12 protein-coding genes and 1 riboswitch are annotated in these 16,507 nt (G+C 41.7%); of the genes, 5 read left to right on the top strand and 7 right to left on the bottom strand.

The window, feature by feature from the left end:
* Window positions 1-265: 265 nt before the first annotated feature.
* The 4 genes from BACFIN_RS15710 to BACFIN_RS15725 form a co-directional block, all read right to left on the bottom strand.
* Complete coding sequence (locus BACFIN_RS15710) at window positions 266-1,105, bottom strand: histidinol-phosphatase (protein WP_032839202.1); 840 nt, start codon at window positions 1,103-1,105, stop codon at window positions 266-268.
* A gap of 68 nt (window positions 1,106-1,173) precedes the next feature.
* Window positions 1,174-3,042, bottom strand: coding sequence for an ABC-F family ATP-binding cassette domain-containing protein (locus tag BACFIN_RS15715; protein WP_007749712.1), 1,869 nt, complete (start codon window positions 3,040-3,042; stop codon window positions 1,174-1,176).
* A gap of 32 nt (window positions 3,043-3,074) precedes the next feature.
* Window positions 3,075-3,881: a DUF3805 domain-containing protein gene (locus BACFIN_RS15720; RefSeq protein ID WP_007749711.1), complete on the bottom strand. Its 807-nt coding sequence runs from the start codon at window positions 3,879-3,881 to the stop codon at window positions 3,075-3,077.
* Window positions 3,882-3,918: 37 nt separating this feature from the next.
* Entirely contained in the window at window positions 3,919-5,112 is a 1,194-nt protein-coding gene (locus BACFIN_RS15725; protein WP_007749709.1) for a hypothetical protein, read from the bottom strand.
* A 237-nt stretch (window positions 5,113-5,349) separates the two neighbouring features.
* Between BACFIN_RS15725 and BACFIN_RS15730 the strand changes: the two genes are divergently transcribed.
* The 5 genes from BACFIN_RS15730 to BACFIN_RS15750 all read left to right on the top strand — a co-directional run bounded on the left by BACFIN_RS15730 (window position 5,350) and on the right by BACFIN_RS15750 (window position 13,696).
* Window positions 5,350-6,036, top strand: a complete 687-nt coding sequence (locus BACFIN_RS15730) for a response regulator transcription factor (protein WP_007749698.1) — start codon at window positions 5,350-5,352, stop codon at window positions 6,034-6,036.
* Window positions 6,037-6,048: 12 nt separating this feature from the next.
* Entirely contained in the window at window positions 6,049-7,830 is a 1,782-nt protein-coding gene (locus BACFIN_RS15735; protein ID WP_007749695.1) for an ATP-binding protein, read from the top strand.
* 86 nt (window positions 7,831-7,916) lie between these two features.
* Window positions 7,917-8,120, top strand: a riboswitch (cobalamin riboswitch).
* A gap of 170 nt (window positions 8,121-8,290) precedes the next feature.
* Complete coding sequence (locus BACFIN_RS15740; protein WP_007749687.1) at window positions 8,291-10,330, top strand: TonB-dependent receptor plug domain-containing protein; 2,040 nt, start codon at window positions 8,291-8,293, stop codon at window positions 10,328-10,330.
* Between the two features lie 2 nt (window positions 10,331-10,332).
* Window positions 10,333-12,351, top strand: coding sequence for a YncE family protein (locus tag BACFIN_RS15745; protein ID WP_007749684.1), 2,019 nt, complete (start codon window positions 10,333-10,335; stop codon window positions 12,349-12,351).
* 34 nt (window positions 12,352-12,385) lie between these two features.
* Window positions 12,386-13,696 carry a DUF5074 domain-containing protein gene (locus BACFIN_RS15750; RefSeq protein ID WP_007749683.1) on the top strand — a complete coding sequence of 437 codons (1,311 nt, stop codon included), beginning with the start codon at window positions 12,386-12,388 and terminating at the stop codon, window positions 13,694-13,696.
* A 211-nt stretch (window positions 13,697-13,907) separates the two neighbouring features.
* Here the strand turns inward: BACFIN_RS15750 and BACFIN_RS15755 are convergent, their stop codons facing one another.
* The 3 genes from BACFIN_RS15755 to BACFIN_RS15765 form a co-directional block, all read right to left on the bottom strand.
* Entirely contained in the window at window positions 13,908-14,540 is a 633-nt protein-coding gene (locus tag BACFIN_RS15755; RefSeq protein ID WP_007749682.1) for a 4'-phosphopantetheinyl transferase family protein, read from the bottom strand.
* A 1-nt stretch (window position 14,541) separates the two neighbouring features.
* The gene (locus BACFIN_RS15760; protein WP_007749681.1) at window positions 14,542-15,894 is read right to left on the bottom strand and encodes a gliding motility-associated protein GldE; all 1,353 of its coding nucleotides are present in this window, start codon (window positions 15,892-15,894) and stop codon (window positions 14,542-14,544) included.
* A 77-nt stretch (window positions 15,895-15,971) separates the two neighbouring features.
* Window positions 15,972-16,439: a single-stranded DNA-binding protein gene (locus BACFIN_RS15765; RefSeq protein WP_007749679.1), complete on the bottom strand. Its 468-nt coding sequence runs from the start codon at window positions 16,437-16,439 to the stop codon at window positions 15,972-15,974.
* Window positions 16,440-16,507 lie beyond the last annotated feature (68 nt).

Here is a 16,507-nt window from a genome sequence, read left to right as displayed (position 1 = left end):
ATAATCTGACTAAAATAACAGGAAAAACAGGAGAGGTTTTAACTTCCCCTAAAAAAGACATGTACATAATGCATGGGTGGGAAGGAAAAAACAAGAATATGTAAACAATATTCTACAAAAAAGATAGAAGACTGGGAGAGTTGAACGAAAAAAATCAAGAGAAAAGCTCACGTAAAGCAAAGCTTTTCTCTTGATTTTTTAGAAAGAGGAACATTTACTGAATATCCCTACTTGAAACGGCTGTCCTGTTTTTGTTATATGTTATTTACAGAATTTCCTTGTCTTCCCACTTTCCGCCGTGCCACTCCACTACCGACGTGAAACCTGCCTTTTTCAAAGCAGCCAATGCTTCGGCACGTCCATTATTAATCCGTTCCGGATAATGCGCATCACTGTTCACCTGCACCCGAATACCCAATTCCTTTAGGAAAGAGAAATAACGTTCATTCGGATAGAACGTACCCAGTTCGTGATAAGACTTGGTATTGATTTCCACAATATAACCGCGCTCGGCAATCGCCGCAAAGTAATCACGAACCAACGTATCATACCATGCTTCATCCAGCAAACCCGGACGATAGCAGGAAGCGTTATAGTGCATTTTATCGGCATGACCTACGATGTCGAAACCACCCAACTCCACCATACGGAGCAGATTCTTATAATATAGGCGGACAACGAAATCAAGATCACCACCAAAATGCGCATCAACCAATTCACGAAAATGATCTGCCGGAGTATCAATATCTACCACCTTTCCTTCCGGAGAGTACAGCATGTGGACGGAACCGATGCAATAGTCAAGAGGCAATTCTTGGAAACGCGACAACGAAGGATTACTTTCCTCATTCAGATAGTCTATTTCAAGGCCGACAGCCAATTCTATCTCATCAGCATACTTTGCTTTAAGCCGGGAAAATTCGGAAAGATAATCATCCATCCGATCCCACTCCATCGTCCATGCAGTAGAGAATGGAAGCGGAGCATGAGAGGAAATGCCGTATGAAGAAAAACCTTCACTAATGGCAAAACGAATGAAATCTTCCATATTGGCTCGTCCGTCGCAATACAGACAATGGCTATGATAATTAGTCAAGTTTGTCATCTCTTCGGTTTATTCAAGGGTTATTCAAGTTATACCGGTTATTCATTTTTTCTTACTATCGACATTGCTTAGCTTTCTATCTCACTGAGTTCCAGCCAACGCATTGTTTTCTCGTCGATCAGATCATTCACTTCGGGCAAACGTTTCGATTTCTCCGTCAGTTCGTCAACAGAAAGGGTACCACTACAAAGAAGCTCCTCAATCTGCGCCTTTTCGGATTCCAGTTCGGCTATATCTTTCTCTAATTGTTCAAATTCGCGCTTCTCCTTGAAACTCATCTTACGCTTGTCGTTCAGACGGACACGGGCAGTCTTTTCCTCTTGCGGCTTTTCGGCTTCTTTCTCCTTTTGCGCTTTTACTTCTTTCCAATCACGGTAATCACTATAATTGCCGGGAAAATCGCGAATATCTCCCTGTCCGTTGAAAACCATCAAGTGGTCTACGACCTTATCCATAAAATAACGGTCGTGGGAAACCACAATCACACAACCTTTGAAGTTCTGAAGATACTCTTCAAGCACATTCAGCGTAATAATATCAAGATCGTTGGTCGGTTCATCCAGCACAAGGAAATTAGGATTGCGCATCAAGACAGTGCACAAATACAGGCGGCGGCGTTCGCCTCCACTCAGTTTATAGACATAGCTGTGCTGGGTCTCGGGAGTGAACAGGAAATGTTGCAGAAATTGCGAAGCGGTCAACTTTTTCCCATTTCCCAGCTCTATGACTTCGGCAATATCCTGTATCACGTCAATCACTTTCATTTGCTCGTCAAACTGGAGTCCGTCCTGCGAGTAATAACCGAAACGAACCGTTTCACCAATATCCACCGTACCGCTATCAGGCTGTACCTGTCCCATCAATATTTTGATGAAAGTCGATTTGCCAGTTCCGTTGTTTCCCACAATCCCCATCTTCTCATAACGGGAAAAGATATAGGAGAAATCATCCAGAATCTTTAAATCCCCGAAACTCTTGAACAAATGGTCGGCTTCGAATATCTTACTTCCTATATACGATGCTTTCACTTCCAGCTTTACGTTATCGTTGCGGAGCCGTTGTTTCGCCACTTTCTCCAATTCGTAGAAAGCCTCCTCACGGTAACGGGCTTTGTGTCCGCGCGCTTGCGGCATTCGGCGCATCCAGTCGAGTTCCGTACGGTAAAGGTTGTTGGCTCGTTCTATTTCCACACTTTTAGCGTCTATCCGTTCCTGTCGCTTTTCGAGGTAATAGCTATAATTTCCTTTATATTGATACACTTGCCGATTGTCTATTTCGATAATTTCCGAACAGACACGGTCGAGGAAATAACGGTCGTGAGTCACCATCAGCAGACTGAGATTGGTACGGCGAAGATAATCTTCGAGCCATTCGGTCATATCCAGATCCAAATGGTTGGTAGGCTCGTCAAGAATCAACAGCTCCGGTTCGGTAATCAGTGCATTTGCCAAAGCTACACGCTTCAATTGCCCACCGGAAAGCTGCTTCACCTTTTGGTCAAAGTTACGAATCTTAAGTTGCGAAAGGATTTGCTTCGCTTTCTGCTCATACTCCCACGCTTTCTCATGGTCCATACGAACCAAAAGATCCTCCAGTCCCGGATGTCCTTCCGTTTCCATACAACGCTCGTATTCTTTTATCAGTTCAACGGTACTGTTGCCATGATGGAAACAGGCTTCCAGCACGGTTAATTCTTCGGGATACTGCGGGTCCTGCTCCAGATAATCCACCCGAAGGTCGCGTCTGAAAACAATGCTTCCACTATCATAGCCCTCTTTTCCGGCGATGATATTCAGCAGCGTAGTCTTTCCGCTGCCGTTCTTTGCTATTAATCCGACACGCTGCCCCTCAGCAATGCCAAAAGATATATTTTCAAAAAGGACCAAGTCACCGAAGGACTTGGTCAGGTTATCTATCTGTAAATAAGGTACTGTCACGTAAGTAAGTGATTAGGAGTTAGCGATTAAGGTTAGTCGGCAGTGAGCGCAGACTTATAAGTTTCTATGACGTTGCAAGATTCTCCGGCCTTTATTCTGCTCCATGTCAGTTTCATCGGGTCGATAATGCCGTTCTTATATTGAAGAACCGGCGCTTCCCGGTTGCCGTCAATCAATGTCTTCCATTCCATACCGTCCACTTCATTGGCAAGGATCGTGCAGATCGTAATACCGATAGCCAGCCACTCGTCTTTTTTCTTCGGACCGATCTTACCGTTGTCAATCATCTGCTGGAGTTTTTCGAGGTCATCTTCCGTTCCTTGAAAATCTTTCTTCAATTCCTGCTTCACGGTAGATACCGTCCATTCATATCCTTCATTAATCTGATAGATTTCGGAAAGGCGGACGGGAATCAACTCGGCCGGATACTTCTGTCCTTCCTTACGTATCTCCAACGTAGCAATGACTTCTTCGGCTTCTTGCACCGTGCCACCTTTAGGTACGGTAAACGAGCATTCGAAAGCAATATCGTCAATGCCTGTAATCCATACATGGGATGTATAGTAAGTTCCTTCTTCCTGGAACATCTCTTTGCTATACGCACACTCCAACGCCCCGACCTTCACCAACGAAGCCGAATCGTTCTCTTTCAGTTCCTGCCGGATGGCTTCTTTGCCATAACCAGCTTTACCTTTGAATGCGGATATACGAAAATTACCCGACCACACATCGGGATTATAGAAGAGAAAAGAGCCTTCGCCATCCTCAAACTCGTTCCAGTCCGAAGGATAGTTCATCGAAAACCATGCTCCGGGAGAGATAAATTTCTTGCCTTGCATTCTTTTTCTACATTTGATTACTTGGCAAAAATACGAATTATTTTCCTATCGGCTGTATTTTCCGGCGTACTTCTTTGGAGATTTCTAAAAACATATAGTTCAACTTTCCGGAATGAATACCTTCTTCGTTCTCCTTATACTTTTTATTGGCATATTGCTTTGATTTCTCGAAAGTCAGCAATGACATCTCGTTCTGTGATTTGCCTACCATCGTAGAATCCAGTTGTTCATCGGGAAAGAAATCATCCAGATCGACATCACCGATCATCGTCGTTTCCAGGAAGTTCATATCGGTATGCGAATTGTCGGTATAATAGCCTACAAACATATGTCCCGGCGTACGTACCAGGATAGGATCGATATTGATGGCACGAAGCAAGGAGGCAAACAGCACGCTACCATCCACACAGTTAATCTGTGAAGATTCCAGCGCATCATCGAACGTACGGACACGCTGAGAGAACACGACATTGCTCGAAAGACTGGTATTGGAAACCGAACTGTAACGGAAATTCCGCTTCTGCAATATATTCCAAAGCGCATACACCTGCTTGTCTACGGCTTCTTTAGCCTTGCTTTGATAACCGAGAAAGCGATTCACAATGCGGGTATTCAACGCCTCACGAAGCAACTGATCGATCATTGGATTCTCTTCGTTGACGTAGGCGGCAAAGAAAATACCGGTATCATGAAACTTGGTCCCGTTCGCCACATAGCCCAACAGACATTCATTGACACTGCGCACGGAAAATGTACGCACCCGCTGTCCCAATTCTTTTCCGTTCATCTCCACTGTCACGGCAACGCTCACGGGTTCCGCCTGAAGGTTGTTCTTCAATGCTTCATAATTCCAGATTATATCCGGATAAATCGTATATTCCGTTCGTGGTTTGTTCAGAATAAACTCTGAGACGGAGCGGGAGAAGAAAGGAGTTTCAGCCACCTCAATCCTTACCCGGCTATATGCCGCCCGCGACTTTACCCGAATGGCAATGCAGGATTTCGGATTTCCCAAACTGGTGGAATCCGACGGGATAATGACTTGCGCATCGGTTGTGGCTACGGAAAGAATAGCCGAAGGAAAGATATTTCCTCCTAAATCATCAACAATCTCAAAACCGGGATTGAACGTGGTATATTTAAAGACGGACACTCCGCCAAGCAAAAGCAGCAACACAATAACCGCGCCAATCACTTCGCGTCTATGTCGTTTCAAGTCAACTTTTATCATCGTTTGTAGTATCTATTAATCAAACATCTCTATCTTTTCTCGCTAACAAAGATAACAAATAGCAAACGTTTTTTCCTCTTATAGCCCGCAAAAACTTCGATATTTTATTCTATCCGCAGGATTGGGAGGAATGTAACAAGATTGTAATATCTGTTTCATCTGACCGTAACAAAGTATCCTCATCTTTGCATCAAATAAAATAAAAACGTAACTTTGTCATATTAATACATATAGCTTATGAATGAAACCCGTATTCTAGTTGTCGACGATGAAGAAGACCTCTGCGAGATTCTGAAATTCAATCTTGAAAATGAAGGTTACGAGGTGGATACCGCAAACTCCGCCGAAGAGGCTTTGAAGCTGGATATTTGTAGTTATCAGCTAATTCTTCTCGATGTGATGATGGGGGAAATCTCCGGATTCAAAATGGCGAACATGCTGAAAAAGGACAAGAAAACAGCAAAAGTACCTATCATCTTTATCACAGCCAAAGATACTGAGAACGACACCGTGACCGGCTTCAATCTAGGCGCGGATGATTATATCTCAAAGCCATTTTCGCTGCGGGAAGTCATTGCCCGTGTAAAAGCTGTATTGAGACGCACGGCTGCAGCGGAAACAGAAAGAGTTCCCGAACGGCTTACTTACCAGACGCTCGTCATTGATATCACGAAAAAGAAGGTAAGTATCGACGAAGAAGAAGTGCCGTTGACTAAAAAAGAATTTGAAATATTGCTTCTGTTGGTACAGAATAAAGGACGGGTATTTTCACGTGAAGATATTCTGGCCCGTATCTGGAGCGACGAGGTATATGTACTCGACCGTACTATTGACGTAAATATCACCCGTCTGCGCAAGAAGATAGGAATATACGGCAAGTGCATCGTCACTCGTCTCGGATATGGATACTGTTTTGAAGCGTAATAACTACTCCCTATGAATCTGCCTGTAACTCAAAAACATTTCCTCTCTTTCAGCCGAAAGCTTTTTCTCTCGGTCATTTCACTGTTTCTGGTATTTGCCGTTTGCTTTATCGCGTATCAGTATCAACGTGAGCGGGAATATAAGGTGGAATTGCTGAACACAAAATTACAGGATTACAACAGCCGGCTCTATGAACAGTTGAGCAGGCAATCGCCGGACAGTTCAATTATCACCGGTTATATCAACAACCATATTCTGGAAGATTTACGTGTAACTCTTATTGATATAGACGGAAATGTGCTTTACGACAGTTATTCGAACCACAACGGGCAGATGGAGAACCATTTAGACCGTCCGGAAGTACAAAAGGCGCTGAAACAGGGAAATGGATATGACGTACGGCGTACTTCCGAGACGACCGGTGTCCCCTATTTTTATTCGGCTACACGTTACAAAGATTATATTGTCCGTTCGGCTCTACCTTATAATGTCAGCCTCATCAACAATCTGAAAGCCGACCCGCACTATTTATGGTTTACGGTCATTGTGACTCTGTTGCTGATGATTATTTTCTATAAGTTCACGAATAAATTGGGAACTTCCATCAACCAGCTTCGCGAGTTCGCCATGCGTGCCGACCGGAACGAGCCTATCGAAATGGCTATGCAATCAGCTTTCCCACATAACGAACTGGGGGAAATATCACAACATATCATACAAATATACAAGCGGCTGCACGAGACCAAAGAGGCACTTTACATCGAACGTGAGAAATTGATCACCCATCTCCAGATCTCACATGAAGGACTGGGAGTATTTACAAAAGACAAAAAGGAGATTCTGGTCAACAACCTCTTTACCCAATACAGTAATCTGATTTCAGACTCCAACCTGGAAACTACGGAAGAAGTCTTTGCTATCAGCGAACTGAAAGAGATCATCCACTTCATCAACAAGAACCAAAGACAGCGTTCGGGAGGAAAAGATGAAAAGAGAATGTCTATCACAATCAATAAAAACGGACGAACCTTTATCGTGGAATGTATCATCTTTCAAGATGCCAGCTTTGAGATTTCGATCAATGATGTCACTCAGGAAGAAGAACAGATAAACTTGAAACGGCAATTGACACAGAACATAGCCCACGAATTGAAAACTCCTGTCAGCAGTATTCAAGGGTATCTGGAGACGATTGTCAGCAACGAGAATATCCCACGTGAGAAAATAAATGTTTTTCTGGAACGTTGCTATGCCCAAAGTAACCGACTGAGCCGGTTGCTGCGGGATATATCCGTACTAACCCGCATGGACGAAGCTGCCAACATGATTGATATGGAACGGGTGGATATCAGCTTATTGGTGGGCAATATTATCAATGAGGTTGCGCTGGAACTGGATGAGAAGCATATCACGGTTGTCAATTCCTTAAAGAAGAGCATACAAATCAAAGGAAATTATTCGCTGATTTATTCCATATTCCGCAATCTGATGGATAATGCCATTGCATACGCCGGAACAAATATCCAAATCAATATAAACTGTTTCCGCGAAGATGAAGGTTTCTACTATTTCAGCTTTGCCGATACCGGTGTGGGTGTGTCACCCGAACATCTGAACCGACTCTTTGAACGCTTCTACCGGGTAGACAAAGGACGGTCACGGAAATTAGGCGGGACAGGATTGGGATTGGCCATTGTAAAGAATGCGGTTATCATTCACGGGGGAAGTATCTCTGCGAAAAATAATCAGGGAGGCGGACTGGAATTTGTATTTACATTGGCAAAAGAGAGATAAACCACTTAAAAAGCCATTACCGCACAAGCTGTTGAAAAATATCTGTTATTACATCCATAACTCCTTGCAAAAAACAAATAAACTACCTATCTTTGTCGCGCATTGGTTCGCAGACCTCACACGGGGAAAGCGATTAAAAGGGAATCAGGTGTAAATCCTGAACAGTCCCGCTGCTGTAAGTTCTATATTATGTTGCAAGCAACCTACTTTTAGCCACTGGAAGAAGAATTTCCGGGAAGGCGCTCGCAACAGGAACAAGTCAGAAGACCTGCCATGCAACCAATTTCATTGCTTTCGAGGAAAAAGCGTTGAATCTAATGAACCGGACAATTCCGTCTATCATTTCATTCATCATTCTGATTCAGAGAAAGTATGTTATAATAAACTCTGCCAAAAGTTTATTTATGCGTGTCCGGTCGAAGGGATTTCGCCCGGACACTTTTAAACCTAAAAAGAGGAAATGGAAAAGAGGACTTTAGCAATCTTTGCAGTAAGCTGCAACCTGTTTTTATCGACTTCACTTTTTGCACAACAGCAAAGGGTGGATACCGCACGTACCTATTACATCCCCGAAATAACCGTTTCCGATATTCATCAGACCCGTGAGGTTCGCTCTACCGCTCCATTACAGATATTTTCTAAAGACGCTTTAAAGAATCTGAATGCCCTGCAGGTTTCCGATGCCGTGAAACATTTTGCAGGAGTAACTGTGAAAGATTACGGGGGGATCGGCGGACTGAAAACGATATCCATACGAAGTCTGGGTGCGCAACATACTGCTGTAGGTTACGATGGAATCACACTGACTGACTGTCAAACGGGACAAATCGACCTTGGACGTTTCTCTCTCGATAATGTCGACCAACTGTCGTTGAGTAACGGTCAAAGCGACAACATCTTCCAGCCTGCCCGTTTCTTTGCTTCAGCAGGGATACTGAATATACAAACACTCACTCCCCGATTTGAGGACGGAAAGCACACGAATATAAGTGCGTCTTTCAAGACCGGTTCATGGGGATTGGTCAATCCCAGTCTGTTATTGGAACAACGGATCAGTCGGAAATGGACTGTATCTGCCAACGGCGAATGGATGTCATCGGACGGGCATTATCCATATACTTTATATTACGGAAATGAAGAAGGGGATCTGAGTTCACGGGAAAAGCGAAAGAACACGGATGTACAGACATTTCGTGCAGAAGCCGGGCTTTACGGAAACTTCTCCGACAAAGAACAATGGAGGCTAAAAGCCTATTATTTCCAATCTTCCCGCGGATTGCCCAATGCCACAACTTTCTATTATACTCATTCTTCACAACGTCTTTGGGACAAGAACACATTTATTCAAAGTCAATACAAGAAAGAATTTAACCGGCAATGGGTGTTCCAGACTTCTGCCAAGTGGAATTGGAGCTATCAACGTTATTTAGATCCCGACTACAAAGGTTCTACCGGAGAAATAGAGAACAGTTATTACCAGCAGGAGTATTACCTTTCGGGGTCCATGCTTTACAGGTTATTGAATAATTTGTCTTTTTCGCTTTCTTCTGACGGAAGTATCAACACGATGAATGCCAATCTAAATGACTTTGCCCATCCTACGCGCTATTCGTGGCTGACAGCTTTTGCGGGAAAATATGTAAACAATTGGCTTACTCTCTCTGCATCCGCTTTGGCAACTGTCATCTACGAGCAGGCCGATAAAGGGGGAAGTGCAGGTAATCACCGTAAACTTTCTCCGTATGTAAGTGCTTCATTCAAACCTTTCGACAAGGAAGAATTCCGCATCAGAATTTTCTATAAAGATATCTTTCGCCTGCCAAGCTTCAACGATTTATACTACGGCGAAACAGGAAACAATAAGCTGAAGCCGGAGAATGCACGGCAGTATAATATCGGTCTGACATACAGTAAGGATGTATGCCCGTTCCTGCCTTATCTCTCGGCAACTGTTGATGCGTATTACAACAAGATAACGGATAAAATCATTGCCTATCCTACCAAGAACCTTGCTGTCTGGAGTATGAGAAATCTCGGCAGTGTAGAAATCAAAGGCATTGATGTCACAGGTAACGTGTCCCTCCAGCCTTGTGAAAAGCTCCGTATCAATCTTTCGGGGAATTATACATACCAACAGGCTTTGGATGTAACCAACCCCGACCCTGCTTCCGAAGAAGGGAGAACTTACAAACATCAGATAGCTTATACCCCCCGTGTTTCCGGTTCGGGACAGGTAGGTATCGAAACGTCTTGGGTTAATTTATCTTACTCATTCCTGTTCTCAGGAAAACGATATACACAAGGAGAAAATATCACAGAGAATAGAATGGAGAGTTATAGTGACCATAGTATCTCTGTGGGGAGGGAGTTAACTATACGGAAGATTAATACTTCTATTCATATAGAAGTATTAAATATAGCCAATAACAATTATGAGATTATCAAGAACTTTCCAATGCCCGGACGTTCTGTTAGAGCAACGTTCAGTATCAAATATTAACTATGAAACAAATAACTATAAATAGAAAATATATATTGCAGACATGGTTATGGATGCTCTTACTGTTATTCATTGCCTGTGATGATATGGAGGACAAGCCATCTATCCCCAACATTGATGGCAGTAATATCTCCGAAACCGGAACTGCAGAGCTATATATATTAAGCGAAGGATTGTTTAACTTGAATAACAGTTCTTTGGCCCGTTATTCGTTCAAAAAGGGAAAGCTTACTAAAAATTACTTCAAGGACCTAAACAAACGAGGGTTGGGTGATACAGCCAATGATATGGCATTATATGGTGGCAAATTATACATTGTAGTCAATGTATCCAGTACCATTGAAGTAATAGACTTCCAAACAGGAGTTTCTATCAAACAAATCCCTATGCTGGCAGAAAACGGCAGTTCACGACAGCCACGCCATATCACGTTTCATAAAGACAAGGCATACGTATGTTCATACGATGGTACCGTTGCACGGATCGACACTACTTCCTTAGAAATAGATGCCTTGACAAGAGCCGGAAGAAACCCGGAAAATATCTGTATACAAAATGACAAACTATATGTATCCAATTCCGGTGGTTTGGATTATTCTGCAGGCTTAGGTGTAGACAATACAGTTTCCGTGATCGACATCACTTCCTTTACAGAAATAAAGAAAGTAACAGTCGGTCCCAATCCCGGATGTATTGTACCAGGACCAGACGAAACAGTTTATGTAGCTACTCATGGAAATAACATAGCAGATGGTGACTTCCACTTTGTAAAGATAGACTGCAGAACAGATGAAGTAGCACATATTTATGACGAAAAAGTCATGAATTTTGCAATCAGTGGCAATATCGCTTATTTATATAATTACAACTACAATACAGAGTCATCTTCTATCAAGGTTTTCAATCTAAAGACCGGACAGACTATACGCGACAACTTTATCACAGACGGAACTCGGATCAACACCCCTTACGGTATTAATATCAATCCATACAGTGACAATATCTACATAACGGAAGCATATAGTTACACCATAACCGGTGACATACTTTGCTTCAATCTAAACGGACAGTTGCAATTCAGAATCAACCGTGTCGGACTGAACCCTAATACCGTTGTGTTCAGCAACAAAGTATCATCAGGAGACAGCAGTGAAGAGAACTCGGATCCGAATGCCCCCTCTGCATTTGCCAATAGAGTATTGGAATACAGGCCGGCCCCCTGCCAGTTTATGAATACATCCACAACTGCTTATAAAGAAAACTATACATCTGAAGATGTGAGAAAATATGCAGAAGAGCTACTCAAAGATCCAGACCTATGTCTTCTTAGTCTTGGAGCATACGGAGGTTATATCACGGTAGGATTTGATCATACAGTACCTAACGTTCCCGGAGAATATGATTTCAAAATATATGGCAACGCGTACTATGACACATTCGGGACATTAACTGGAAAGCTTGGTGGAAGCTCAGAGCCAGGCATTGTATTAGTTTCGAAAGATGTTAATGGTAACCAATTACCTGATGATGAATGGTATGAGCTTGCCGGCAGCGAATATACGTCTTCCGCAACTATAAAAAATTATACTATTACTTATCACCGTCCCACATCAATATTGGATAAAGTTAAATGGACAGATAATCAAGGAAACGAGGGATATGTAAACAGAAATGATTTCTATACTACCAATTCATATTATCCATTATGGATAGAAGAGAACGAGATGACATTTCATGGTAGCCGTTTGAAAAATAACGCTGTGAATGAACCTCGTGAAGATATGCCAGAACATTGGGTAGGATACTGCTATCCATACGGATATGCAGACAATCACCCTAATAACACGGAAAAAAGTAAATTTCAAATAGACTGGGCAGTAGACAAAAATGGACATCCCGTTCAATTAGATGGCATTGATTTCGTTAGAATTTACACAGCTGTCAATCAAAATACAGGGTGGATGGGAGAAATTTCAACCGAAATACAAGCTATTGAAGATTTACATTTTGGGAAACAATAAACAATTATGTATAAATTATTTAATTAAAAGAAGAATGAAAAAGATGAAATTCTTAGTTAGCCAACTATATATGTTGGCATTGCTGGTATTGCCATTCATTTCATCATCATGTAGTGACGATGATGATCCAAAAGTTGAAATCACTCTAGGTATTGAAGATGGTGCAACAGTTAACGTAGGCCAAATTATTCAATTAGAAGCCCAAATAAATAATACTAATACTCAAGGCGAGATTGAGTATAATTGGGAAGTAAACGGTGAAAGTGTATCAAATGAGAGTAATTATACATTCATGGCTAACGAGAAGGGAACTTACACAATAACCCTTAATATTATCAATAATAATGATAACTTCCAAAAATCCATCAGTATCAATGCCCAAATGTATCCAAGTAGTTTTTATGTAGTAAATGAAGGAAAATATGGGACTCCCGGTAGTGTCAACAGATATCAAAAAGGAGAATGGAATTACAAAATCATTAGTGAATTAGGTAATACATCAACAGTAGGAGTAGTTAATGGAAACTATATATACATCGTATCCAAGGATTCACCCTTCCTTGTAAAAGCAGAACTTTCCAATTACTCTATTGTTGACAAAATAGAAGATGGTCTTGGTGATAACGGGCAGGGTAACAATTTTTGTATCATTAATGACCAAACCGGTATATTAACGACTACAAATGGGGCATTCAAAGTGAACCTAAATCCACTGACATTAGGAGAGAAGCTAAATGATATGGACAACGTTAAAAATGATAAAGAAGATATTTACAAAACAGAAAATTATCTCTTTATTCGTAGTCAAGAAACAGTCAAAGTATATAATATAAACGATCTTTCCTTTAACAAGCAAATTGGAACTGAAATCAAAACAGGATTCGCTCTAACTAAAGATGGTATGCTTTGGGCAGCAAATAGTAATAAACTGGTAAAAATTAATCCAAACAGTTTAGAGAGTGAAGAAATTCAATTACCCAACAACTTAAAAATCTTTATTGATACTACTTATAAACCAAGTGGATTATGTGCTTCCATTACAGAAAACGCCCTATATTTTGCTCATGCACCTAATTTCAATGGCACAGATATCTATAAATTTGATATTACTACTCAAAACGTAAATAAATTCTTCACTGCTCCAACAAATTACTCCGGATATGGTGCAGGCATACAGGTAAATCCCCAAAATGGTGACGTATACCTCATTTATACAGAAGACGGATGGGGAGCACATTATTTAAATACCTATATTTACGTAGTCGATGGAGTGACCGGAACCCAAAAAGCTATTATTGATTACACCGGTGAATATTGGTTCCCGTCAACCATAACTTTCCAATAACAAGAGTGTGATTTATAGATAAAAAGACAAATAGTCGCAAAAATAATAAAAAAGCGTTAGGCTACTTTTTGGGAAGTCTGACGCTTCTTTTTATTCTCTACCATATGTTCTTGTGGGTACAAATCGAGAATATAACAACAGAAGAATGAATTACACAAATCAGTAAATGTCCGTCAAAAGCATTAGTGAACATTTCTTATTCAGCCTGCACTCAGTTCTCCGTCCACGTCAACACAAAATCCGGCTCAATACGATAACCAACCGTATAGAGTTTCTGTTGCTGCGTTGCGAATTCCTGAACCTGAAATGTTCCCTCCACTTGAGGAATAAAATGCGCCAGACGAAGTTTACGGAAATCTGCATCGGCGTTCTCCATGCGCTTGAAGATTGTTTCTTTAGCAGACCAATACAACAACAGCCCCCAAGTCAAATCTTCCTGATAAGATTCTACCTGTTCATCAGGGCGGATATAACGGTCGGATACCCGATGAACCCGTTGCCCGTATTGTTCAATATCAATGCCAACAGAATTCAAAGAACTAAGTGCTACCGCCACATATCCTTTCGTATGAGAAATACTGATATAAAAGGAATGATCGGAAAGAAACGGTTTTCCTTCGGAAGAGTAAACAATCTCTTTGTCTTCCTGTAACATCGAATACAACAAAACACGAACAGACAACCATTCCATCTTCCGACGTTCAGAAGTAAAACGCGGTAATTCCTTTTCAGAAGATATTTTCCGTGTATTGGGCAACAAAGACAATAATACGTCCAAAGGCTCTTCCATCTTCCAGACAGCCCATTGTATGCCGTCTTCCCTATGTTGCAGGTATAACGCCATCTTATTCTTTTCCTTCCGATACTTCAGGTTCTTTTGGCAAAATCGTAAACTTCACTTTCAAGATACGGCGACTGTCCATCTCCAGTACTTCGAATTCATAATTATGATAAGTCACCTTCTCGTGTAAGGCTGGAAATTCCCCCTTTATCTCAAGCAACATACCAGCCAAAGTATCCGCATCCCCTATCACCTTCTCAAACTCATCTTCGTCTACTTTTACAATCTTATAAAAATCGGTCAATTGTGTCTTTGCTTCAAAAATCCAAGTATGGTCGTTCAATACAACGTATGTACGTTCTTCATCGTCATATTCATCATGAATCTCACCCACAATTTCTTCAATAATATCTTCCATCGTCACCAATCCGGACGTTCCTCCGAATTCATCAACCACAATGGCTATATGAATCTTATTCGCCTGAAAATCACGCAACAAGTCATCGATCATCTTCGTCTCCGGCACAAAATAGGCCAGACGAATTAACGATTGCCAACGAAAGTTATCTCCTTTGTTCACATGAGGCAAAAGATCCTTGATATACAACACTCCCTTGATATTATCCCGCGAACCGGAATAGATAGGAATACGCGAATAAGCGTTCTCAATGATACATTGCATCACCTCCTTGAAAGGTGTACGGATATCCAAATCGACCATATCCAGACGTGATGTCATCACCTCCTTCACTGTTTCTCCGCCAAAACGGATAATTCCTTCCAAGATATTATTTTCCTCAGACAGTTCCGCTTTATCTGTCAGTTCTAATGCGTGCGACAACTCGTCAACAGAGATATTATGACTCTTTTTGGCGAAATGCTTATTAAGAAAAGCTGTTGAACGTACCAAGACAGTAGCCACCGGACGAAATATCTTCTCCAGATAATAAATTCCCGGTGCGGAGAAACGGCAAAAAGCCAAAGTTTTCTGTGCAGAATAGATCTTCGGCATTATTTCACCGAACAACAATAACAGAAAAGTAAGTATTACAGTCAGTATAAGAAACTCTGCCAATGGAGAATGGAAGATAAACACATTCATGAAAAAGAAATTGCAGAGCATGATAATAGTCACGTTCACAAAGTTATTAGTGATCAGTATCGTCGCCAGAAGGCGTTCGGAATCACCAAGAAGTGCACTTATTTTTTCATCGGAAGGATGATTGCGTTCGTCAATATCATTCCGGTCCGAAGGAGAAAGCGAGAAAAAAGCTATTTCAGAAGCCGAAGCAAAACCGGAAGCAAGCAGGAGCACACCAGCCAATACTATGGCGATAATAGCAGAGATAGAAGGAGTAAGTACGGTAATACCGTCGAAAATGCCAGCTAACTGGCTTAAATAACCATCTGAGTCCAAAGATTCTATATTTTAGTTAAACAAAAGATAATGTGCCTATAAGTTTGCGAAAGCCAGTCGGCACACTACCATATTATCTAGAACGGCAAATCATCCGCCGAATTATCTTGTATTGATTGAGCCTGCGATTGCTGTGACTGTTGCGGCTGCTGTACCGAAGCGGCAACGGGTTGCTGCATGGAAGCTGTAGCACCCGCACCGGGGTTAGTTCCTTTCGGAGTCAGCATTTCCATATTATCTACATAAATCTCTGTAGTATAACGTGTAGCACCTGCCTGATCTGTGTACGAACGGGTTCTAATCTTTCCTTCCAGATACAACTTGTCACCTTTGTGTACGTATTTGTCTACAATCTCAGCCAAACGGTTGGATGCAACGATATTATGCCACTCTGTCCTGTCGGGAATCTGAGTCCCATTTGCTAACGTATAACCGCGTTCTGTTGTTGCCAACGGAAAAGTAGCTACAGCCGAGCCTGCATCGAAGTATTTTACACGTGGATCCTGACCCACGTTTCCCAACAATATCACTTTATTTACTGACATATACGTATCAAGTTTATGATTCTTAAATCCAAATCTGCTGCCAAAATTAAACAGAATAACAATAGAAT

It is taken from the genome of Bacteroides finegoldii DSM 17565 (genome assembly GCF_000156195.1).
Lineage (GTDB): Bacteria > Bacteroidota > Bacteroidia > Bacteroidales > Bacteroidaceae > Bacteroides > Bacteroides finegoldii.
Note: the sequence above shows the minus strand (reverse complement) of the source record. Positions and strands in the feature narration are given on the sequence as shown.

Coding starts and splice junctions, on each gene's coding strand:
- BACFIN_RS15710 (WP_032839202.1), bottom strand. CDS start 1,105: ATGACAAACTTGACTAATTATCATAGCCATTGTCTGTATTGCGACGGA.
- BACFIN_RS15720 (WP_007749711.1), bottom strand. CDS start 3,881: ATGCAAGGCAAGAAATTTATCTCTCCCGGAGCATGGTTTTCGATGAAC.
- BACFIN_RS15725 (WP_007749709.1), bottom strand. CDS start 5,112: ATGATAAAAGTTGACTTGAAACGACATAGACGCGAAGTGATTGGCGCG.
- BACFIN_RS15730 (WP_007749698.1), top strand. CDS start 5,350: ATGAATGAAACCCGTATTCTAGTTGTCGACGATGAAGAAGACCTCTGC.
- BACFIN_RS15735 (WP_007749695.1), top strand. CDS start 6,049: ATGAATCTGCCTGTAACTCAAAAACATTTCCTCTCTTTCAGCCGAAAG.
- BACFIN_RS15740 (WP_007749687.1), top strand. CDS start 8,291: ATGGAAAAGAGGACTTTAGCAATCTTTGCAGTAAGCTGCAACCTGTTT.
- BACFIN_RS15745 (WP_007749684.1), top strand. CDS start 10,333: ATGAAACAAATAACTATAAATAGAAAATATATATTGCAGACATGGTTA.
- BACFIN_RS15750 (WP_007749683.1), top strand. CDS start 12,386: ATGAAAAAGATGAAATTCTTAGTTAGCCAACTATATATGTTGGCATTG.
- BACFIN_RS15755 (WP_007749682.1), bottom strand. CDS start 14,540: ATGGCGTTATACCTGCAACATAGGGAAGACGGCATACAATGGGCTGTC.
- BACFIN_RS15765 (WP_007749679.1), bottom strand. CDS start 16,439: ATGTCAGTAAATAAAGTGATATTGTTGGGAAACGTGGGTCAGGATCCA.